General features: G+C 63.5%; 24 protein-coding genes. 13 read left to right on the forward strand and 11 right to left on the reverse strand.

Annotation, left to right across the window (positions count from 1 at the left end):
- Window positions 1-33 precede the first annotated feature (33 nt).
- Together CKW40_RS04620 and CKW40_RS04625 are read right to left on the reverse strand one after the other, a co-directional pair.
- Entirely contained in the window at window positions 34-1,191 is a 1,158-nt protein-coding gene (locus CKW40_RS04620) for a YbfB/YjiJ family MFS transporter (protein ID WP_095198746.1), read from the reverse strand.
- 116 nt (window positions 1,192-1,307) lie between these two features.
- Complete coding sequence (locus tag CKW40_RS04625; protein ID WP_095198747.1) at window positions 1,308-1,532, reverse strand: hypothetical protein; 225 nt, start codon at window positions 1,530-1,532, stop codon at window positions 1,308-1,310.
- 96 nt (window positions 1,533-1,628) lie between these two features.
- On the opposite strand from CKW40_RS04625, the gene CKW40_RS04630 reads away from it, so the two are divergent.
- The 3 genes from CKW40_RS04630 (at window position 1,629) to CKW40_RS04640 (ending at window position 4,364) form a co-directional block, all read left to right on the forward strand.
- On the forward strand, window positions 1,629-2,543 hold the full coding sequence (locus CKW40_RS04630) for a LysR substrate-binding domain-containing protein (RefSeq protein ID WP_095198748.1): 915 nt from the start codon (window positions 1,629-1,631) through the stop codon (window positions 2,541-2,543).
- A gap of 185 nt (window positions 2,544-2,728) precedes the next feature.
- Window positions 2,729-3,985 (forward strand): aminopeptidase, encoded by a 1,257-nt coding sequence (locus tag CKW40_RS04635; RefSeq protein WP_095198749.1) that lies wholly within the window; start codon window positions 2,729-2,731, stop codon window positions 3,983-3,985.
- A gap of 22 nt (window positions 3,986-4,007) precedes the next feature.
- On the forward strand, window positions 4,008-4,364 hold the full coding sequence (locus tag CKW40_RS04640; RefSeq protein ID WP_095198750.1) for a DUF488 domain-containing protein: 357 nt from the start codon (window positions 4,008-4,010) through the stop codon (window positions 4,362-4,364).
- Window positions 4,365-4,466: 102 nt separating this feature from the next.
- Here the strand turns inward: CKW40_RS04640 and CKW40_RS04645 are convergent, their stop codons facing one another.
- Window positions 4,467-4,814, reverse strand: a complete 348-nt coding sequence (locus CKW40_RS04645) for an ArsC family reductase (protein ID WP_095198751.1) — start codon at window positions 4,812-4,814, stop codon at window positions 4,467-4,469.
- Between the two features lie 168 nt (window positions 4,815-4,982).
- On the opposite strand from CKW40_RS04645, the gene CKW40_RS04650 reads away from it, so the two are divergent.
- Window positions 4,983-5,339: an ArsR/SmtB family transcription factor gene (locus CKW40_RS04650; RefSeq protein ID WP_095198752.1), complete on the forward strand. Its 357-nt coding sequence runs from the start codon at window positions 4,983-4,985 to the stop codon at window positions 5,337-5,339.
- Entirely contained in the window at window positions 5,336-5,815 is a 480-nt protein-coding gene (locus CKW40_RS04655) for an SRPBCC family protein (protein ID WP_095198753.1), read from the forward strand. The genes CKW40_RS04650 and CKW40_RS04655 overlap by 4 nt, the downstream gene beginning before the upstream one ends.
- 96 nt (window positions 5,816-5,911) lie before the next feature.
- Here the strand turns inward: CKW40_RS04655 and CKW40_RS04660 are convergent, their stop codons facing one another.
- From CKW40_RS04660 to CKW40_RS04690, 7 genes are all read right to left on the reverse strand, one after another.
- Window positions 5,912-6,265 carry a SnoaL-like domain-containing protein gene (locus CKW40_RS04660; protein ID WP_095198754.1) on the reverse strand — a complete coding sequence of 118 codons (354 nt, stop codon included), beginning with the start codon at window positions 6,263-6,265 and terminating at the stop codon, window positions 5,912-5,914.
- A 130-nt stretch (window positions 6,266-6,395) separates the two neighbouring features.
- Complete coding sequence (locus CKW40_RS04665; protein WP_244571084.1) at window positions 6,396-6,917, reverse strand: 2'-5' RNA ligase family protein; 522 nt, start codon at window positions 6,915-6,917, stop codon at window positions 6,396-6,398.
- A 243-nt stretch (window positions 6,918-7,160) separates the two neighbouring features.
- Window positions 7,161-8,246 (reverse strand): ABC transporter ATP-binding protein, encoded by a 1,086-nt coding sequence (locus CKW40_RS04670; RefSeq protein ID WP_095198756.1) that lies wholly within the window; start codon window positions 8,244-8,246, stop codon window positions 7,161-7,163.
- Window positions 8,236-8,838: a cupin domain-containing protein gene (locus CKW40_RS04675; RefSeq protein WP_095198757.1), complete on the reverse strand. Its 603-nt coding sequence runs from the start codon at window positions 8,836-8,838 to the stop codon at window positions 8,236-8,238. The genes CKW40_RS04670 and CKW40_RS04675 overlap by 11 nt, the downstream gene beginning before the upstream one ends.
- Before the next feature lie 205 nt (window positions 8,839-9,043).
- Window positions 9,044-10,114 (reverse strand): ABC transporter substrate-binding protein, encoded by a 1,071-nt coding sequence (locus CKW40_RS04680; RefSeq protein WP_095198758.1) that lies wholly within the window; start codon window positions 10,112-10,114, stop codon window positions 9,044-9,046.
- A gap of 26 nt (window positions 10,115-10,140) precedes the next feature.
- Window positions 10,141-10,962: an ABC transporter permease gene (locus CKW40_RS04685; protein WP_095198759.1), complete on the reverse strand. Its 822-nt coding sequence runs from the start codon at window positions 10,960-10,962 to the stop codon at window positions 10,141-10,143.
- The gene (locus CKW40_RS04690; protein ID WP_095198760.1) at window positions 10,959-11,843 is read right to left on the reverse strand and encodes an ABC transporter permease; all 885 of its coding nucleotides are present in this window, start codon (window positions 11,841-11,843) and stop codon (window positions 10,959-10,961) included. Before CKW40_RS04690 ends, CKW40_RS04685 begins: the two co-directional genes overlap by 4 nt.
- A gap of 81 nt (window positions 11,844-11,924) precedes the next feature.
- On the opposite strand from CKW40_RS04690, the gene CKW40_RS04695 reads away from it, so the two are divergent.
- The 8 genes from CKW40_RS04695 to CKW40_RS04730 all read left to right on the forward strand — a co-directional run bounded on the left by CKW40_RS04695 (window position 11,925) and on the right by CKW40_RS04730 (window position 20,231).
- Complete coding sequence (locus CKW40_RS04695) at window positions 11,925-12,116, forward strand: hypothetical protein (RefSeq protein ID WP_143748249.1); 192 nt, start codon at window positions 11,925-11,927, stop codon at window positions 12,114-12,116.
- A 76-nt stretch (window positions 12,117-12,192) separates the two neighbouring features.
- The gene (locus CKW40_RS04700) at window positions 12,193-13,350 is read left to right on the forward strand and encodes a fumarylacetoacetate hydrolase family protein (protein WP_095198762.1); all 1,158 of its coding nucleotides are present in this window, start codon (window positions 12,193-12,195) and stop codon (window positions 13,348-13,350) included.
- A 102-nt stretch (window positions 13,351-13,452) separates the two neighbouring features.
- Window positions 13,453-14,985, forward strand: coding sequence for a sugar ABC transporter ATP-binding protein (locus CKW40_RS04705; protein WP_095198763.1), 1,533 nt, complete (start codon window positions 13,453-13,455; stop codon window positions 14,983-14,985).
- Window positions 14,982-16,010, forward strand: a complete 1,029-nt coding sequence (locus CKW40_RS04710; protein WP_095198764.1) for an ABC transporter permease — start codon at window positions 14,982-14,984, stop codon at window positions 16,008-16,010. Before CKW40_RS04705 ends, CKW40_RS04710 begins: the two co-directional genes overlap by 4 nt.
- Before the next feature lie 227 nt (window positions 16,011-16,237).
- Window positions 16,238-17,173 (forward strand): substrate-binding domain-containing protein, encoded by a 936-nt coding sequence (locus CKW40_RS04715; protein WP_032929324.1) that lies wholly within the window; start codon window positions 16,238-16,240, stop codon window positions 17,171-17,173.
- A 116-nt stretch (window positions 17,174-17,289) separates the two neighbouring features.
- Entirely contained in the window at window positions 17,290-18,276 is a 987-nt protein-coding gene (locus CKW40_RS04720; protein ID WP_095198765.1) for an ABC transporter permease, read from the forward strand.
- A gap of 3 nt (window positions 18,277-18,279) precedes the next feature.
- A complete protein-coding gene (locus CKW40_RS04725) occupies window positions 18,280-19,071 on the forward strand; it encodes an ATP-binding cassette domain-containing protein (protein ID WP_095198766.1) in 792 nt (263 codons plus the stop codon).
- A 137-nt stretch (window positions 19,072-19,208) separates the two neighbouring features.
- Window positions 19,209-20,231: a LacI family DNA-binding transcriptional regulator gene (locus CKW40_RS04730; RefSeq protein WP_095198767.1), complete on the forward strand. Its 1,023-nt coding sequence runs from the start codon at window positions 19,209-19,211 to the stop codon at window positions 20,229-20,231.
- Between the two features lie 331 nt (window positions 20,232-20,562).
- Here the strand turns inward: CKW40_RS04730 and CKW40_RS04740 are convergent, their stop codons facing one another.
- The gene (locus CKW40_RS04740; protein WP_095199139.1) at window positions 20,563-21,153 is read right to left on the reverse strand and encodes a TetR/AcrR family transcriptional regulator; all 591 of its coding nucleotides are present in this window, start codon (window positions 21,151-21,153) and stop codon (window positions 20,563-20,565) included.
- Between the last annotated feature and the right edge of the window lie 13 nt (window positions 21,154-21,166).

A 21,166-nucleotide genomic window follows, 5' to 3' on the forward strand; every position in this document is an offset into this window, starting at 1 on the left:
TGCCCGATGCCCGGCGCAGAGCAAGACCACAAATCATGGCGATTTTGGCGCGGCCGACCATGTGATGGCGCCGGAGACCACCAGCATGGCCGCAGCGACGATCGAAGCGAGGAAGAAATCGCCTGACATTTGCGCCAAAAGGCCGGCGGCGATCGGCCCGATGATCTGGCCAAGGCCGAACGACGCCGTCATCAACGCAAAGATGCGCCGGGGCGCCTTTGGCGCCTGCTGCCGCGCGGCCTGCAAGCCAAGTGCCGTGATGGCGATGAAAGTGCCGCCGAGCAACAGACCGCCCAGCAGTGGCCCTAAATATCCGCCAAGCGCCACGCTGGCGGTAACGCCGATCACTTCGATGAAACATGCCAGCGCATAGGCGGCGTAGAGCCCGATCCGTCCGGCGATCTTCTGCCACAGCCAGGTCGAGGGAAAACCGGCAAGGCCGGCGACCAGCCACACCATGGCCTCGAAGACGCGGCTGCCGCCACCTTGGCGGACGATGGCGACCAGGAATGTTGCCGTCACCACATAACCAAACCCGAACAGACCATAGGCGACGATGACCTTCATCAGCGACCGGCCTTTCGGCAGCGCCGGCTCACGGACGGCTTCACCGTTGGCGAGCGGGCCTTCGTTGGCCAGCAGCGCCACGACGACGAAGCCACACGCCGAAATCGCCGCCGACCACAGCCAGCCCGCCGCCCAGCCGGCGTGCTCGGTGACCAGCACCGCCATCATCGCCGCCGAGATCGCGATGCCGAGGCCAACGCCGCCAAAATGCCAGGCCTGCAGATCGCCACGACCGGCAGCATTGATATGGCTGAAAACGATGCTGGCCATGAAGACCATGACGAAGGCGCTGGCCAGACCGGCCAGAAAGCGGATGACGAGAAAGGCGACCATCGCGTCGGTCAGCCCCATCAGCGCGGCCAGGACGGTGCTGGCACCGAGACCAGCCAGCATCAGCAGATGCTCGCGCCCATGCGCCCAACCGCCCGCCGCAGCAAACGCGCCGACGAGGTAGCCGAGATAATTGGCGGAAGCGATCCATCCGGCATTGGCCGGCGACAGATGCAGCTCTTCCATCATGCCGGGCAGGATCGGCGTGTAGACGAAGCGGCCGATGCCCATGGCGACCGCCATGGCGATCATGCCGGCGAGGGTGAAACGCAGCGCTGTTGAGGCCGATGTCATTGCAGCGCACAATAAATGCAGGGATCGCTGAAACAATCAGCCATCTGTTGGGCCAGCGCCACAAGGCGACCCGCTCGCCTCGACTCTTTCCTTAAGCCCGAAAGCGTGAAGTGCGTTCAGCAGCGCCCACCGAAACCGGCATGCAAGGAAGCGGTCTCGTGCACCGTCCGGCGCGCCGTCAGCCTGAACGGCACGTCGCCAAGTTCGCGCTCCGACATGGTGTTCAGCACGGGATGCGACAGCGGATCGGTCAGCCACGTCTGCGTATCGCCCTGCGAGCGCGACCCCGACGGCGTGCCCACGGCGAACAGAACCTTCAGCGATGACAACAGCCTTAACATTTCTGGCTCCACGGGTCTGGCTCCCATCGACAAAATCTGCCGTTTCTGCGCGTCTTTCAATTGAGATTTCAGCCGGAGCAGTTTAGAAAATCTCAAATGGCCATGCTCAACCGCGTCCATCTCAACGGCCTTCGCGCCGTCGAAACCGTTGCCCGTCTCGGCTCGCTTGCAGCGGCCGCCGGCGAGCTCAACGTTTCCGTCAGTGCCGTCAGCCAGCAGATCAGCCGCACCGAAAAGCAGCTCGGGCAGGCGCTGTTCGAGCGCACGGCGAGCGGTCTGGTGCTGACCGAATTCGGCGCCGTCTTCGCGACCCGCCTTGGGGCCGGATTTCGCGAGCTTGCCCAGGCCGTGGCGCTGGCCGACGAGGCGACGCAATGCACGTTGGTCGTCTCGGCCGCACCGGCCTTCGCTTCGAAATGGCTGCTGCCGCGATTGTCGCGTCACTTCGACCGCCATCCCAACGTGCTGCTGCGCATCGACGCGTCGGTGCGGCTGGCCAATCTCGACCATTCCGACATCGACATCGCCATCCGGCTTGGCGACGGCAAATGGCCGGGCGGGCAAGCGGAACTGCTCCTGGCGCAGGAGGTCTTCCCGGTCTGCGCGCCGGTGATTGCCAGGAAACTGAGCTCGATCGAGGACCTTGCCCAGACCTGTGCCATCACCGACGAGCGGGCGATGATCAACTGGGAAAGCTGGTTCGCGGCCGCCGGTGTTGCGCCCGTCACCTTCCAGAAAGGCGCGCGCTTCACCGACCCGATGCTGTGCCTGGAATCGGCGATTGCCGGCCATGGGGTGATGCTAGGCTGGCAATTGCTGACGGCGGATGCACTGGCCGACGGGAGGCTGGTGGCGCCGTTCGGGATCCGCGCCCAGAGCGGCCTCGGCTATTGGCTGGTGACCGCGTCGGCCAAGACGGAAAGCCGCAAGGTCCGGGACTTCAAGGCCTGGATCAAGGAAGAGATCGAGGCGACGATGGCGCAGTTCGGGTCTCTGGAAAGCGCGGCCTAGAGCCTGTTCCATTCCCGATAGAATCGGGATGGGGCTCTGTCTCTTTTGGTTGACCATGATCTTTTCCGAAAACCGGTTGCCACTTTTCGGGATCATGGCCTGAACTGGCCCAGCGCAATCGCGGTGGAAAGGATGCCGGCTGCGGTCTATGTAAGATCAGATCAAACATCACGGCAGGCAGGATCATGACCACACATTCGCGCGGCGTTTCCGCAACGATCGACCCGGTGAAGCTCGACAGGCTAGCGGAAGTCGCCATCAAGGTCGGACTGCAATTGCAGCCCGGACAGGATCTGGTGCTGACCTCTTCCATTGGCGCCCTTCCGCTGACCAGGCGCATCGTCGAGCATGCCTACAAGGCCGGTGCCGGTCTGGTGACACCGATCTTCAACGATGACGAGATGACGCTGGCGCGCTACCGCTTCGGCGCCGACGCCGGTTTCGACCACGCCGCTGGCTGGCTCTATGAAGGCATGGCGAAGGCTTTCTCCAACAATGCGGCCAGGCTTGCCGTGCGCGGCGAGGATCCATCGCTGTTGTCGGCGCAGGACCCGGCGAAAGTGGCGCGCGCCAATAAGGCGAATTCCATGGCCTACCAGCCGGCGCTGGAAAAGATCACTGGCTTCGACATCAACTGGAACATCGTCGCTTATCCGGACCTCGCCTGGGCCAAGCAGGTTTTTCCCGATGACGCCGACGATGTCGCGGTGGCCAAGCTCGCCGATGCCATCTTCGCCGCTTCGCGAGTCGACGTGGAAGACCCGATCGCAAACTGGAAGGCACACAATGCGGCGCTGCGCGGCCGCACCGAATGGCTGAACGGCCATAATTTCCACGCGCTGCATTTCACCGGACCGGGCACCGACCTGACGGTCGGGCTGGCGGATGGCCATGAATGGATGGGCGGCGCCTCGACCGCCAAGAACGGCATCACCTGCAATCCGAACATCCCGACCGAGGAGGTCTTCACCACACCGCATGCCAGGCGGGTCGAAGGCCACGTCTCCTCGACCAAGCCGCTCTCCTACCAGGGCACGCTGATCGACGAGATCTCGGTGCGTTTCGAGGAAGGCAGGATCGTCGAGGCCAAGGCTTCGAAGGGCGAGGATGTGCTGAAGAAGGTGCTCGACACCGATGAGGGAGCGCGCCGTCTTGGCGAAGTGGCGCTGGTGCCGCATTCCTCGCCGATCTCGGCCAGCGGCCTGTTGTTCTTCAACACGCTGTTCGACGAAAACGCCGCCTGCCACATCGCGCTCGGCCAGTGTTATTCGAAGTGCTTCGTCGACGGCGCCTCGCTCAGCCAGGACGAGATCGCCGCGCGCGGCGGCAACAAGAGTTTTATCCACATCGACTGGATGATCGGCTCGGACAAGATCGACATTGACGGCGTCCACAAGGACGGCAGCCGCGTGCCGGTGATGCGCAAGGGCGAGTGGGCCTGAGGGCAGAGTTGCGGAGGGTCCGGTGGCCTTCGACATCGCGGTCAAGCGCATCTATGAAACACCCGCTGCCGAGGATGGGCAGCGCGTATTGGTCGATCGCATCTGGCCACGTGGCGTCAGCAAGGAGCACGCCGCGCTGGCGTTGTGGCTGAAGGAGATCGCGCCGAGCGATGAGCTGCGAAAGTGGTTCGGACATGAGCCGGCGCGCTGGGCGGAGTTTCGGGAGCGGTACGGGACCGAATTGGATGGGAATGGTGAGGCGGTGGCGCAACTGCGCGGCCTGCTCGGCCACGGCAAGGTGACGCTGCTCTACGGTGCGCATGATGAGGTGCACAACAATGCGGTGGCGTTGGCGGGGTATTTACGCGGGACCGGCTGAGGCGGCCGGAACCTCTGAGGCTGGCGGGACAGCGCCCCCCTCTGTCCTGCCGGACATCTCCCCCACGAGGGGGGAGATCGGCAGCTTCAACGGCTTCGCTGCCTACTTCACCGCCGCCTCATAAGCCTCCGGCTTAAAACCAACCAGAAGCCTGTCGCCAACCTCAAGCACCGGCCGCTTGACCATTGTCGGCTTGGCCAGCATCAGCGCCTTGGCCTTTTTCTCGTCGAGGCTTTGCTTGTCCTTGTCCGCCAATTCGCGGAACGTTGTGCTGCCCTTGTTGAGCAGCTTTTCCCAGCCGACCTTGCCGACCCAGCCATCCAGCCGCTTCGCGTCCAGCCCCTCGGCGCGAAAATCGTGAAAGCGATAAGGCACATCATGGCTCTCCAGCCAGACGCGTGCCTTCTTGACCGTGTCGCAGGTGGTGATGCCGTAGATCGTAATCGTCAAAGCGCGCTTCCCTTGGGCTGACAGCCGAATCCGTCGCACAGCCTAAAACCGCCCCTCCCGCTTTGCCAGCGCCCAAGCCCGCATCGCCAGAATTTTCGGACTTGCCAATACTAAGGAATTTTCCTAAGTATTTTTGAGCCGCCTTAAACGGCACCCCAGGATCGACCAATGACAAGCCTCCAGACCGCCAATCCGAGTCCTCCGCCGATCGACGGCATCTTCCGCGCGCTTGCCGATCCGACGCGACGGCGCGTGGTCGAGCGCCTCAACCGCAGCCCGGCCTCGGTCAGCGAACTGGCGCAGCCTTTCGAGATGGCGCTCCCGTCCTTCATCGAACATCTCAAGGTGCTGGAAGGCTGCGGGCTGGTACGATCGGAAAAGATCGGCCGCACCCGAACCTACCAACTGGCGCCCGAACCGCTGAAGCTCGCCGAGAACTGGCTGGCCGAACAGCGGACGCTGTGGGAGCGCCGCCTCGATCAGTTCGACGCTTATGTGATGAGCCTCAAGGAGCAGGAAAAATGAGCTACCCTTTCAAGCCGGATCCCAGGCTGGACCTCGTGCTGGAGCGCGTCATCGACGCACCGCGCGAGCTGTTGTGGCGGGCGTGGACGACGCCGGAGCATGTCAAGCAGTGGTTCACCCCAAAGCCATGGCTGATCACCGATTGCGAGATCGATCTCAAGCCAGGCGGGTTGTTCCGGACACGCATGCAGTCGCCCGACGGCAAGGAGGTCAACGACCGTCATTGCTGCTATCTCGACATCGTGCCGAACGAGCGGCTGGTGTGGACCGATGCGCTGCTGCCGGGCTATCGGCCGTCAGGCGAGCCCTTCATCACCGCGGTCATTTCCCTCCAGCCGGATGGCCGGGGCACGCGCTACACCGCAACCGCCATCCACCGCGACGAGGCCACCCGCAACAACCATGAGGAGATGGGCTTCTTCGATGGCTGGGGCACGGTGGCCGACCAGCTTGCCGCGTATGTGAAGACGATTTGAGCACCACATGGCGGCCAGGACACCGTCCCGGCCGCCATGCTTGTTTCTTGATCCTGTAGCGAAGAGCAGGTTGCGAAGCCGGAGGTATTTCCTGCCTCAGTAGTAAAAGCGCTCTTCGGTGATCTTGCCGTTCTTGACCGTGTACAGGCCGACCTCATCCATGGTGACACGCTGGCCGGTGGCCTTGGGCGTTACGTCGAACTTGAAGCGCACCGCGAACTGGTCGCCGTTGACATAAGGGCCCTCGACCGAGCCACCGTGGACTTCGTGGTTCTCTTGCCACCATTGGCCCTTTTGCTTGAGAGCCTCTTTGCCATGGGCCACGGCCATCGGCCCTTCCATGGCTTCGTAGCTGACGATATCGTCGGCATTGTATTTCTCGCCAGCACCGGCGTGATCTCCCTGCTGGAGCAGTTCGGTGAAATCCTTGGCAATGTCCGCGATGGTCATTTTGTGTTCCTCCTGTTCAGACGCACTCGAAGTAGGGACGTAATTGCCGGCCCGCCACCTTTGCCCCGCACGACAGCTGACAAGGCGTGTCAGGACGATAGATATAGCGCCGCTGTGTGACGACGATTTCTCACATGCCGGCCAGGGAATCGTCCTGGCCGGTCAATTGCCAGATCGCTGGACATTCGTATTCGCCCTGATAGCTGCGGATCAGCGCAAAGCTGCGCACCGTCCAGGACATCGGCTCAACAATCTGTTCCCTTACTTTCGGCACGCCTCGTCTGTCACGAAGCAGCGTAACATGTGGCTCCAACGAGCTCGTGACGAACGGCTGCAGCGGGCTGTCGGCGATCACAGCGGAGAGCTTGCGCCAGAAGGCCTGCAGGGCCGGCGAATGGTTGCTGCTGCGAAACACCAGCGCCCCGCCACCGAAAGCCGACAGGCGATCGAAGCAGACATCGAATGGCGCGGCCTGTATCAGCAAGCCGACATGGCGGGCGATCTCCACCACACGCTTCTGTTTGCCGTCGCCAAGGCCCATCAGGGTTATGTGTATTTGATCGATTGGCGTCAGCCACCCTCGCAACCCCAGTTCCTGATTATAGTGCTCGGCCCTGTGCCGCAGCATCCCGTTGACCGGGGCTTCGACCAAGAATGCGTAGAACAGATGCGGCTCCCGGACCGGGCTCGGTTCCTCAAATGGGAAAAAGGTCTGGCCGTTCTTGGCGGTTCCGAATGCAGGTCGCCCACTCATAACTGAACTCGATCGGCAAATTGTATCCGGTCGAGACCTATAGAACAAAAAGAGAACACATCAAGCGAAAACGGGGCGAACACCGGTCCTTCCCGCATGTGCCCGCGCAGCCGTGCGGCGACCTTGCGAAGGTGGATCAGGCTAGCTCGGCAGCATAGGGCAGTTGGCGCCACGGCGCAGACTGATATGCGCCACGTCGCCGACGTTGAATTGAAAACCCTCGGCCTGGCGTGGTGCATCGATCACCACCGGCAACCCCTGCCCCAGCTCAGCATGCAGCCGCAAGGTGCGGCCGTGGAAAACGATGCTGTTGACGCGCGCCGGCGCGGTTCCTTCGGTCGCCTCGGTGGCCGCCAGCAAGTCCTCCGGGCGCACGCCGATGGTGCGCATCTCGCCTTCGCCGGGTGACTGGCCGGTTTCAGAGATGGCTTCCAGCGGCAAGGTGCTGGCCGTGAAGCGCAGGCGATCGCCATCGCGGCCGACAAAATACGACTGCAGGAGATTCATGGTGCCGATGAAGCTCGCCACGAACTTCGTGGCCGGCCGGTCATAGAGTGTCGCCGGCGGGGCGATCTGCTCGATGCGGCCCTTGTTCATGACGACTATGCGGTCGGAGATCGACAAAGCCTCGGTCTGGTCGTGGGTGACCATGACGAAGGTGGTGCCGAGCCGCGATTGCAGCCGCTTCAACTCTACCTGCATCTGTTCGCGCAGATGCGCGTCCAGCGCCGACAGCGGCTCGTCGAGCAGCAACACGCGCGGCTCGCAGACGATGGCGCGGGCGAGCGCAACGCGCTGGCGCTGGCCACCGGAGAGTTCCAAGACGCGGGCGCCAAGCTTGTCGGCGAGACCGACCATGTCCAGGGCTTCGCCGACGCGCTTGGCCTGCTCGGCGCCGGACAGTTTGCGCAGGGACAGGCCGAAGCCGACATTTTCGGCGACGTTCATGTGCGGAAACAGCGCGTAGTCCTGGAACACGGTGTTGACGGGCCGGTCGAAGGGCCGAAGCGCCGTGATGTCGCGCCCGTCGAGCAAGACCTTGCCGCTCGACGGGCTTTCGAAACCGGCAATGACGCGCAGGCTGGTGGTCTTGCCGCAGCCCGACGGCCCAAGCAGCGTGATGAACTCGCCGCTGATGATGTCGAGATCGACGGCATCGAGCCCGACAATTCCGCCAGGAAAAACCTTCGAGACCGCCTGCAACCGGACGAGTGGATCAGGCGCCATCGCGAACCTCGGAGGGTTTTGTAGTGTTGACCCAGAGGATCTGGCATTGCTCGGCGCCGGGATTGCGGAAGGCATGCAGAAGCGTGCTCTTGAAGGCAAAACTGTCGCCGGTCTTCAAGCCGTATTTTGTCGAATCCACCACCAGCTCGACCTCGCCCGCAAGCACGTAGCCGAATTCATGGCCGGCATGGGCATAGGCTTCAGCCGTGCCGCCTCCGGCTTCCACCGTCACCAGCATGCCGGTCAGCGTCGCGCCCGGCGGCGAGAGCAGCGCCTTGGCGATGCCTTCGGATTTCACCGGGATGGAGCGCCGCTTGTCGGCGCGCACGCAGTAGAGATCGTTGACGGCATCGTTGCCGTCGGCGATCAACGCCGACGGCTCGATGTCCAGCGCAGCGGCGAGCGGCCAGATCACCTTGACGCGCAGCGAGGACATGCCGCGTTCGATCTGGCTCAGCGCACCGATCGACACGCCTGCCCTGGCCGCCAGTTCGGCCAGCGACAGACGCCGCTCCAGCCGCAGCGCCCGCACACGCCTGCCGACGCGGATGTCGGCGTCGTCCTTCGGCTTCGCTTCGTCAAGCATGTCCATACATTCGTCCTCGTTGCAGTCACTTCACTGGCGCGGTGCTTCGCGGTTCTGCCTTCTCCGCTTGTGGGAGAAGGTGGATCGGCGCGCAGCGCCGAGACGGATGAGGGGTGGGTGACGGATCGCCGTCGGCGCCAAGCTGGAGCACCCCTCATCCGTCGCCTTCGGCGACACCTTGTCCCACAAGGGGAGAAGGGAAGGCCGCAGCTTATCCGCCAGCCTTCACCTTCTCGAACATCTTGGCCACATCGTCATTCTGCTTCATCGGCCCGGTGAAGATCGTGCTCTTCAGCATCACCTCCGGATCGGACGGCAGTTGCAGCTTCTCCAGTTCATCCTTCGCGACGCCGGCGAAAGCAGTGCTCAGCGAACTGCCATAGCCGTAGGACTGGATCAGGAATTTGCCCGAATCGGCGTCGAGCCGGCTGTTGATGAAGTCGTAGGCGAGATCGACATTCTTGGCGTCCTTCAGCATGACGAAGCCGCAGGCCCAGGTCAGCATGCCTTCCTTCGGCTTCATGAACTCGACCGGCACGCCCTGCTTCTTCAGCGACGTGGCCGATGCGTTCCAGGTCATGGCGGCGACCAGCTGGCCGCTGGCCAGCGCCTGCTCGACCGACGTCATGTCGGTGGTGTAGCTGGAGAGTAGCGGCCGCTGCTCGCGCAGTTTTGCCGCGACCTTGTCCATCTCAGCGGGCGTCATGTCGAAGGGGTTCACGCCGGCCAGAAGTGCGGCGACGATCGGCGTGTCGTGGACGGCGTCGATGGTCGCCATGCGGCCGGCATATTGCTTGTCCCACAGAAGGTTCCAGCTCGCCTCGGGGTTCTTCACCAGGTCGGTGCGATAGAGGATCGAGGTGTTGCCCCAGTCCCACGGCACCATCCAGACCTTGCCGTCGCCGGCCTGCAGATCAGGCAGGTTCTTGAACACCGGGAAGATCGAATCCCAATTCTTGATGCGCTTGGTGTCGATCGGCTGCAGCAGGCCTTCCTTGTTCCAGCGCGCTACCTTGTCGTAGCAGGGATGGGCGATGTCAGGACGGAAGCCGGCCTTGACTTTCGTGAAGGCATCGTCGTCGTCGCCGAAGATCGAAGCCTCGACGCCATCGGGGTGCGCGGCGAGGAAGCTCTTGTTGAAATCGGGCAGTTCGTAGCCCGACCAGGTGAAATATTGCAGCTTCTCGGCGGCCAGCGCCACGGTCGACGACAGTGCGAGCGCCAGCGCGGCGAGACCGGCGCGGGCTTTGTGTCCGGTTATCGATTTCAGGTGGAAGGTCATTTTCGTTCTCCTCTTCTTTGTTGTGGTCAGGCTGGATTGCGGCGCGCGGCGCCGAGCCCGCGATGGCGCAGGATCTCGGCGGTGCCGGCGATGATGAAGGACACGGCCAGGATCACCGTCCCCAGCGCCATGACGGTCGGCAGTGAGCGGGGAAAGCGCAACTGGCTCCAGATGTAGAGCGGCAGGGTCGGCTCAGTTCCGGCAAGAAAGAAGACAACGATGAATTCGTCGAAGGAGATCAGGAAGGCCAGCATGAAGGCCGACAGCACGGCCGGCAGGCTGAGCGGCAGCATGACGCGCCGGAACGTCGTCCAGTCGGAGGCGCCAAGGTCGAGCGCCGCCTCGCGAACGGTTTTTGGGATGGCGGCGAAACGGCTGCGCATGACGACCACTGTCGTCGGCAGCGCCACCAATATGTGGCCGAGCACGATGGCGACGCGCGATGGTCCGAGGCCGATGAGGTTGACCAGGATCAAGAGCGATATGCCGACGATGACGCCGGGAATGAGGATCGGCAGCCGGGCGATGGCGCTGATGGTGGCGGCAAGCGGCGAGCGGCCATAGAGGTCCATATAGGATACGGTGATGCCGCACAGCGTGGCGCCGGAGGCAGCGACGGCGGCGATGACAAGACTGTTCAAGAGCGCGCCCGACAGCACCGGATTGCCATAGAGCGTCTGGTACCATTGCAGCGTGAAGCCCTGCAGCGGAAACGCCGCCTGGATGGAATCGTTGAAGGAAAACAGCGGGATCAGCAGGACCGGCAGATAGAGGAACACCAGATAGGCAAGCACGTAGACGCCGAGCCAGCTTCCATCCCGTTTCGTGCCGGCGCGTTCGGCTTTCATGTGCGGCTGCCAAATCTGCGGTCGGCGCCGCGCGCGACAAGCACCACGACGAGGATGACCAGCATGACGCAGACCGAAAGGGCCGCGCCGAACGGCCAGTCATTGGCCTTGCCGAACTGCGACTGGATCAGCGTGCCGATCATGGTGCTGGCCGGACCGCCGACCATGGCCGGCGTGACATAGTCGCCGACCGTCGGCACGAAGACGACGAGCGCAGCCGCCAGCACGCCCGGCATCGAGTTTGGCAGCACGACACGGCGGAACGCGGTGAACGGCCGCGCGCCGAGGTCGGAGGCAGCCTCGAGCAGCGATTTCGGGATGGTGTCCAGCGCCACATAGATCGGCAGGATGGCGAAGGGCGCATAGGCGTGGGCGAGCGTGACGACGACAGCGGCCGGCGTGTTGAGAAAGGCCAATGTCGGCTCCGACCAGATGCCGCTTTCGATCAGCGCCGAGTTCAAGACGCCGTTATAGGCAAGCACGATCTTCCAGGCGAAGACGCGCAGGAGATAGCTGGTCCAGAACGGCAGCGTCACCAGGAAAAGCAGCAACCCACGCCGCCGCCCAGCGTGGAAGGCGAGATAGTAGGCGACGGGATAGGCGGTGACGACGGTTGCCAGCGTCACCAGGCCGGCAATGACCAGCGAGCGTAGCGTCACCGTCCAGTAGAGCGGATCGGTGGCCACTGTGACGAAGTTTTCGACGGTCAGCCCAATGCCGAGCAGCGAGCCGTCATTGCCGCGGAAGGCGAGGAACAGCACCAGGCCAAGCGCAAACAGGATCAGCAGGAAAGTGACCAGCGCCCCCGGCAGCAGCATGGCGAGCCGGAAGCCCGATGAAGACCGGGCCTCGGGCACATCTGCAGCAACTAGGGTCGACATCGACCTGCTCACCTAAAATTTGAAATTCGCCAAGAATTTTTCATATTCATGAAACTGTCAAGCGGAATCCCGTCGGAGAGAATGGTTGTGATCAACGTCTCGATCCATCGGGCCCAAGACGATATGGATTGGATGTGCCGCATGAAAATCCACCGAAGGTTTCATAGCTTTGAAAATCCCCTGCTTTCCACCGCTTCTGACGCGGGCACCACCGTCAGCAAGCCGGAACTTCACAGCCAGAACACAGCACCTTGGATCACTTCAATGGGATAGACCTTTGAGCGGAATCCGGTGAAAGTGCCGCGCCGATCCGGCAAGCCGCATTGTCAATAATCAGAGGACCGCACGCATGACGAACCCGACGCATCTGCCTACTGAGGGCCTCTTTGTCGGTCGCGCCAGGAGCGGCGATGCCTCGCATCCCCTGATCGTTACGGTGCGTGACGGCACCGTCTTCGACATCACCTCGAGCGCGGCGCCGACCGTGCGCGACATCTGCGAGATGGCCGATCCGGCAGGGCATGTGCGCTCGGCCAAGGGCAAGCCGATCGGCTCGCTCGACGCCATCGCGGCCAACAGTTTCGAGGCAGCGCGCGATCCGGCGAAACCCTATCTCCTCTCCCCGGTCGACCTGCAGGCGGTCAAGGCGTCGGGCGTGACCTTCGTCGTCAGCCTGCTGGAGCGGGTGATCGAGGAACAGGCACGCGGCTCGGCGGAGAAGGCCGACGCCATCCGCGCCGACATTGCCGGGCTGATCGGCCATGATTTGTCGAAGCTCAAGCCCGGTTCGCCGGAAGCCATGGAGATCAAGGCCAAGCTGATAGCGCGCGGCGCCTGGTCGCAATATCTGGAAGTGGGCATCGGCCCCGACGCCGAGATCTTCACCAAGTGCCAGCCGATGGCCTCGGTCGGTTTCGGCGCCGATGTCGGCCTGCACCCGGTGTCGACCTGGAACAATCCAGAGCCTGAGATCGCCATGATCGCCGCCTCAAGCGGCAGGATCGTCGGCGCCACCATCGGCAATGATGTCAATCTGCGCGACGTTGAAGGGCGCTCGGCGCTGCTGCTCGGCAAGGCCAAGGACAACAACGCCTCGGCCTCGCTTGGACCCTTCATCCGTCTGTTCGACGAGACGTTCTCGATCAAGGATGTCAAGCAGGCGGTGGTGCGCCTCAAGGTCGAGGGCGAGGACGGGTTCTCGCTGGAGGGCGCGAGCTCGATGGCCGAGATCAGCCGTTCGCCGGAAGAGCTGGTTGCCGCCGCGATGGGCCCGCACCACCAGTATCCGGACGGGCTGGCGCTCTATCTCGGCACCATGTTCGTGCCGTCGAAGGACCGCGGCGAAAAGGGCAAGGGGTTTACCCACAAGGTCGGCGACATCGTCACCATTTCGTCGGAAAAATTCGGCGCGCTGGTCAACCGGGTTCGGCTGTCGCCCGATTGCCCGCACTGGACCTACGGCGCCAGCCATCTCATGCGCGACCTGGCGAAGGCCGATTTTATCTAGAATCTGTCCAAAACGGTCGAAATCAACACAATTTGTGCGGAATTCCAGTGACGGCGGACGCAAAGCGTTTCAAGATCGCGGTGCGGTCGGGGGGCCGTTCCGATGTCCGATTCGCCGATTCTGTTCGTGCGCAACGTCGCCAGGCGCTTTGGCGGCACAGTTGTTCTCGATGACATGAACCTTGTGGTCGAGCGCGGCTCGATCCACGCGCTGGTCGGCGAAAGCGGCGCCGGCAAATCGACGCTGACAAAGGTGTTGGCCGGCATTGTCCGGCCAGACCGCGGCGTCATCGAATTTGACGGCAAGGTCGCGACGATCGACAGTCCCAACGCGGCGCGCAAACTGGGTATCGGCGTGGTCCTGCAACAGCCGGGGCTGTTTCCCGAGCGCCCGGTGCTGGCCAATCTGTTCGTCAACCGCGAGCCGGTCCACAACGGGCTGATCTCGCGGCGCGAAATGGAGGCACGCAGCCGTGACCTGCTTCGCCAGCTTGGCCTTGATGTCGATGTCCATGCCCCGCTCGGCGATCTCGGGCCCGGTGAACGGCAGCTGGTCGCGATCGCCCGCGCGCTTCTGGAAAACCCGAGGCTGCTCCTCCTTGACGACCCGAATTCGGCGCTCGACCAGCGCCAGAGCGAGCGGCTGTTCGCGGTGCTGCGAGGGCTCAAAGCCAGGGGCATGAGCATGCTCTATGCGTCGAACAGGCTGGGGGACGCGCTTGCCATTGCCGACCAGTTGACGGTGATCCGCAACGGCCGCGACGTGCTGTCAAAGGCGCGGCAGGAGCTGACAGCGTCCGAGGAAGCGATGATCGGGCAGCTGCGCCAGTCGCTGTTCCCGCTGCCGCTCAGAGCCCTGCCGACGCTTGCCGGCACGTTGCGGCCGCAGATCACCATTGACGGGCTCGGCGGTGGTATTCTCTCCGCTGTCAACTTCACGGCGCGCGCGGGCGAGATTCTCGGGCTTGCCGGTCCCGGAGCGCGGGACCTGCTTGCCTTGCTGTTCGGGCTGCGCAAACCGCGCCGGGGCAAGGTGCGTTTTCCCGATGGCGACGGCTTGCCGAGGACGCAGATGGAGGCGGCGCGGCGTAATATCTGCATGATCTCAGGCGAGCGCGGCAATGGGCTGATGCCCAACAAGTCCATCGCCTTCAACATGGCGAACGTCGTCGTCGGCGCACGCAACTGGGGATCGCGCTGGTATTCACCCCAAGCGGCGCTCGGCCGCGCCGCGCGGCAGATCGAGGCGCTGCACATCAGGAGCGCGCCGGAGATGCCGGCAGGCTCGCTTTCGGCCGGCGGCCAGCAGAAGGTGATCATCGCCAAATGGCTGGAGATCGGCCCGCAAGTGGTGCTGCTCGACGAGCCTGCCCGCGGCATCGACATCGGCAGCAAGCAGGAAATCTACGCGCTGATCCGCCAGATGGCGGCCAGCGGCTGCATCGTGCTGCTGCATTCCAGCGAACTGTCCGAACTGACCGGGCTCTGCGATCGCATCCATGCTTTCCATCAGGGCAGGCTGGCCGGCGAAATCGCCGGCGACGAAATGGACGTGGCAAGGCTTCTGACGCTGATCACGTCGGGCAAGCCCGTGGACGAAAACCGTCGGAGCAATCGGGAGAGTAGTGCGGCATGACCAGGACCGAGACCGCGCCGCCGCTTGCCGGGTCAGCGACCCATCAAACCAGACGCAGCGTCCGGCTGCCGGCCGAGACCGGTGCTGCTGTTGCGCTTGCCGCCCTGGTTGCACTGCTTGGCTGGCTGAGCCCCTCCTTCCTCGAACCGGCCAATCTGCTCTCGGTGCTGGGCCAGGCCGCCCTGCCCGGCCTGCTGGCGATCGGCATGGTGTTCGTGCTCGCCACGCGCGAAATCGATCTTTCGGCCGGTGCGGTGTTCCATCTTGCAGCGACCTTCACCGCCTTGCTGATGGTTGCCGGAGTGGACCCCTGGCTTGCCGCGCTGGCGGGTGTCGCGGCCGGCGCCGGCCTTGGCCTGATCAACGGCCTTCTGGTGATCGCGCTGCGTCTGCCGGCTCTGCTGGTGACGCTCGGCACATGGTGGATGATCCAGGGCCTGTCGCTGGTCGCCGGCAAGGGACAAACAACTGCGCCGCCAGGCGCGGATGTCTTGGCCACGCTGTCGGGCAAGGCGTTCGTCGTGGTGCCGGCGGCAGGCGTCATCTTCGTCGTGCTGGCGCTGGCACTGCATGTCGTCCTCCACCGCACCCGCTTCGGCTACCGGGTCCAGGCCGTGGGCAGCAATCCGCAAGCTGCCGCCCATGCCGGTATTCCAACCTCCAAAGTACGGCTGCTGACGCTGGTGCTGATGGGTGCGATGGCCGGGCTTGCCGGCGTGATCCATATCGGCGCCCAGGGCGCCGTTGCCCCCGGTGACGGCGGCACGTTTGCACTGCTGGCGATCGCGGCGGCCATCATTGGCGGCACATCGCTTTCGGGCGGCAACGGCAGCGTCATCGGTGCCGCCATCGGCATGCTCATCCTCCAGGCGATACTGAGCGCCATGACCTTGCTTGGCGTGGATGCTATCTGGGCCGCTTTCGCCACCGGTGCTCTGGTCGTGCTTGCCTTGGCGGCCGACCGGCTGGTCAGGCTGTGGCGCAACCGGCGTGCCGGACACAGCGGGGACAATCCGCTCGGCTGAGCCTCACCGCCAATCATCCGACTGCCCTAAAAAAAGTCACCGCAACTGATGCAATCTGATGGGTCCGGTGATGGCGCCGCGTCAGGCGCCAACTACATCTGCAGATGGAGGCTTGCCATTCGTCGAAAAAGGGAATGCTCTGAGGCATCCGAGCGGCGCTGGCAAAAGACGCAATCCGGCCGGAGCCGGAACAAGGGACGGATCATCTTCAACCGGGAGGAAATCAAATGCTGACAAGACTGAGACTTGTGCTCTACGGCCTGCTGGTCGCGCTGACGGTCATTCCGGCAGCGGCGCAGGCCAAGACCTTCTACTGGATTTCACATGGCGGCCCGGCCGATCCGGTCTGGACCTACTTCCTGGCCGGCGCCAAGCAATGGGCCAAGGACACCGGCAACACCGTCAACACCTCGTTCCACAATGGCGACGTCGCGTCCCAGCAGGAAGCGGTTCGTGCCGCGCTCTCGGCCAAGGCCGACGGCATCGTCACCACCAGCCCCGATCCGGGCAGCCTTGTCGAGATCGTCAAGGAAGCCCGTGCGGCCAACATCCCGATCATCAACTTCAACACGCCCGATCCCAAGGCCAACTTCAATGCCTATGTCGGCGGCGACAACGTCACCTTCGGCAAGCATTGGGCGCAATATCTGGTCGACAAGGGCCTGGTGAAGAAGGGCGACTTCGTCTGGATGCCGGTCGAGGTCCCCGGCGCCACCTATGGCGTCCAGGAAGAGGAAGGCATCAAGAGCGTGTTCGGACCGCTCGGCATCACCTATGAGGTGACCGAAGCGACGCTCGACCAGGCCGAGGTGATCAACCGCATGGTCGACTACCTCACCGCCCACAAGGGCAAGGTCAACGCCATCATCGGGCTCGGCGACCTCGTCACCGGCTCGATCAAGCGGGTGTTCGACCAGGTCGGCGTCAAGCCGGGCGAAATTCCGGTCGTCGGCTGGGGCAATTCGCTCGACACCACGCAGGAAGTGCTGAACGGCTATGTCAATGCCGGCCAGTGGCAGGACCCGCAGGCGACCAGCTATGTCGCGCTGTCGCTCGCCAACATGGCCGCGTCAGGCATTCCTCCGGGCTTCAACGTCATCACCGGCGCGCTCTACGAGAAAGACACCGCCGGCGTCTACGACAAGATCCTGTCCGGCAAGTAACCCGCGATCCCTGGCGCCGCGCCCATTTGGCATGCGGCGCCAGATATCTTGCGCCGCGACCTGTCCATCCGAGGCGGGGAGATCGTGGCCCGTTCCAACCGTGTCGCGGGTTCCCAGTGGAAAATCATTCGCTTGTCCAACGCCTGATCGCGCGGCCTGAATTTGGTCCCTTCGTGCTGCTCGTCATCGAGATCGGCGTTTTCTGGGGCTTCAACCACGATTTCCTGTCGCCGCAGAACATCTCCAACACGCTGGCCTTCACCGTCGAACTCGGCCTGATCGCGCTGGCGATGACCTTGCTGATGACATCAGGCGAATTCGACCTGTCCGTCGGATCCCTGTTCGGCTTTTCGCCGGTGCTGATGTGGACGCTGTTCAACGGCGGCGTCACGTCGCTGGAGATGGGCTTCGTCGTCGCGCTGCTGGTCGCCGCCTTGATCGGCCTGATCAATGGCTGGTTCGTAACGCAGCTCAAGATCCCGTCCTTCCTGGTGACGCTCGGCATGCTTCTGGTGGTGCGCGGCAGTGCCCTTTTCATCACTGACGGTTTTCCGCAGCGCACCTGGAGTGCTGAGGGCAGCTGGCTGGCGGAAGCGCTGGTCGGCGATTTCTTCATCGGGCCATTCCGCATCTACATGTCGCTGTTCTGGTTCATCGCGGCTGCGATCGCGCTCGGCTATGTGCTGACGCAGAGCCGGACCGGCAACTGGATCCAGGCGGCGGGCGGCAATCCCAACGCGGCGCGGGCGCGCGGCGTCAATGTCAACCGCGTCAAGATCGGCCTGTTCGTCCTGTCGTCGCTCATGGCCTCGCTGGCCGGCGTCATCTCCTCGCTGCGCACCTCCGCCGCCAACCCCAACAGCGGCACCGGCTACGAGCTCGAAGTCATCGCCATGGTGGTGATCGGCGGCACGGCGCTGACCGGCGGACGCGGCACCATCATCGGCACGGTGCTCGGCATCCTGATCCTGCGCGTGATGCGCAACGGCATCGTGCTGATCGGCGTGCCCGGACTTGCCTACAACATCTTCATCGGCGCGATCATCCTTGGCATGATGGCGCTCCACTCATGGCTGGAACGCCGGCATCAGGCAGGGACTTGAACCATGGCCGAGCCATTGATCCGCATGCAGAACATCCGCAAATCCTATGGCCGCGTGCAGGCGCTGGAGGATGCCAATTTCCATGTCAACGAACGCGAGATCGTCGGCCTGCTCGGTGACAACGGCGCCGGCAAGTCGACGCTGATCAAGGTACTATCGGGTGCCGTGCCGCTGACCAGCGGCGACATCTTCATCCGCGGCAAGAAGGTCACCTTGCGCAGCACCAGCGACGCCATCGCGCAGGGCATCGAGACGATCTACCAGGATTCCGCGCTGGTCACCCAACTGTCGATCGCCCGCAATTTGTTCCTCGGGCGCGAGCCGATCAAACCGCCGCGCTTTCTCAACCGCATGGACCAGGAGGCGATGAACACTGTCGCTCGCGACCTGCTCAAACAGGTAGGCATCTCGAAGAACATTCCGCCAACGACGCCGATCGGCTCGCTGTCGGGCGGCGAGCGCCAGGCGGTGGCGATCGCGCGCGCCATGCATTTCGACAGCGACCTCATCATCCTTGACGAACCGACCAACAATCTCGGCGTCGCCGAAACGCAAGGCGTGCTGAGCTTCGTGCGCAGCGCCCGCGATTCCGGCCATTCCTGCATCTTCATCGCGCACAACATCCATCACGTCTTCCAGGTGGTCGACCGTATCGTCGTCATGCGGCGGGGCAAGGTGGTCGCCGACGACATCGACCCGAAGAAAACAACCGTGACGGAAGTCGAGCGGATCATCACCGGCATGTCGGACAAGGAAATCCGCGACGCCATCGCCGACGGCAAGCCGCCGCACTGAGGATGGGCTGAAGCCGTCTTGTCGAAGCAGGCGAATGCGTATCGCGGTGATGGGTGTCGATCAGACATCCCTCACATCACATCGCATGACACATCACTCGTCTGGCGCGCCATCGCATCGGCGCATAGGGTTGCGGCATGAAGGCCACCGTCTCCGACATTGCCAGGAATTGCGGGCTCTCGACCGCGACGGTCGACAGGGTGCTCAATAACAGGTCCGGCGCCAGCGCGGCCAATCGGCAACGCGTCATGGAGGCCGCCAAGCAACTCGGCTACCTGCCGGTCGCGGACCAGGTGACGCTTCCCTCGAAGCCCGCGCACCTCGAATTCTTTCTGCCGATCGGCAGCAACGCCTTCATGCAGGATCTGGCAAGGCACATCGAGGACTATGCATCGCGCTTACCACTCGTCGCTTCCTGCCGGATCCACAACCTCGCCGGCATCTCGCCGAGCGCGCTGCAGAGCGCCGTCGAAAACCTGTCGCTGAGAGCCAATGGCGTCGGTGTCATCGCCGTCGACCACCCCCGAACCCGCAACATCCTGCGCGACATTGTCGAGGCCGGCATCCGCCTGGTGACGCTGGTGTCCGATATTCCGGCCGCTCCCCGCTCGGCCTATGTCGGCATCGACAACCGGGTGGCGGGGCGGACGGCGGCGCTTCTCATGGGGCGCTTCCTCGGCGGTCGTGAGGGCCATCTGGCGATGGTCGTCGGTTCGCGCTCCTATCGCGGCCATGAGGAGCGTGAAATGGGCTTTCGCTCCGTGCTCGGCGAGGAATTTCCCAATCTCACCGTGACCAGCGCCGTCGAGATCAATGACGAGCCGGATGCCAGTTACGCCGAGACCATCAAGGCGCTGCACAACGAGCCGGGACTGCTCGGCATCTATTGCGTCGGCGCCGGACGCTCCGGCGTCGCGAAAGCCATCCGCGAAGCGCGGCCCAACCGCAAGCCGGTGTTCATCTGCCATGACCTGACGAGGGAGACGCGCGGCTATCTCGTCGACGACCTCGCCGACGTCGTCATCGACCAGAATGCCAGGCTGATCGCCGAACAGTCGGTCATCCGCTTGCTCGGCTCCATCGCCTCATCGGCGCCCTACCTGACGCGAAAATTCATCGAGCCGCGCCTGATTTTTCGGGAAAACGTGCCGGTGCAATGAGGCGGCACTGCCTGGTGATGCTGGTTTCCCGGATTTGTAGGATAATTGACACGGCAAATCTGCACAGCTGCTATGCACAATTCATTGTTGCCGAATCATTGGGCAACTCGTAGGTTCTGGTTGTCGGCCATCTACTCCTCCCAGATGCGATGCCGACGCTGAATGGGGTGCACCTCCTCCCGCGCCACATTCGAAATCGAGCCCGCTGCCACCTCCTCCCGGCAGCGGGCTTTTTTCGTTCAGGCGTCGGAAATTCCTGTGCCGCCCGCGCCAAAGGGCGCGCACTGTCGCGGTCATACGACCGGTAAATCGCCAACAGTCGCAGCGGGCTTCAACCGGCGGCAGTGCCTCGGAAGGAAACGATCAGCCCTTCGGCCATGCGCACGAACTGCGTACTCGGCCCTTCGGTGCCCACCGTCTGCACGCTGACACGCGCGCCTTCGAACAGCAGCGACAGTGTGTCGGCAAGCAGTTCGGCCTGACCAATGCCCGCATCTCGGCACAACGCCACGAGGCGCTCGCGCTGGGCCTCCTTGAGTTCCTTGATCACCAGCCTGGCCGGATGGTCCGGCTCGGTCAACTCAGCGGCGGCATTGGCCATGTCGCAACCGCGGCCGTCAGCCTTGAGCATGACCGCGGCCTTGCGAACCCAGGCATGCAGCTGCGCGAGCTTGTCGCCGGGAAACTCCGTTTCGAACCCTTCCCACATGGCGCCGGCCTTGGCCGCATTGGCGCGCAGGCATTCGACGATCAGTTCGTCCTTGGATTCGAAGTGACGATAGAGCGTCATCTTGTTCGTGCCGGCAGCTTCGGTGATGGCGTCGACGCCGACGCCCTTGATGCCGTGCTTGTGGAACATGTCACGCGCCGTCTCGAGGATTCGATCCCGGGGACGCGAGCGCTCCACGACGCCGTCTGTCATCATGATCTCCTTT

Source organism: Mesorhizobium carmichaelinearum (genome assembly GCF_900199455.1).
GTDB classification, from domain to species: Bacteria; Pseudomonadota; Alphaproteobacteria; order Rhizobiales; family Rhizobiaceae; genus Mesorhizobium; species Mesorhizobium carmichaelinearum.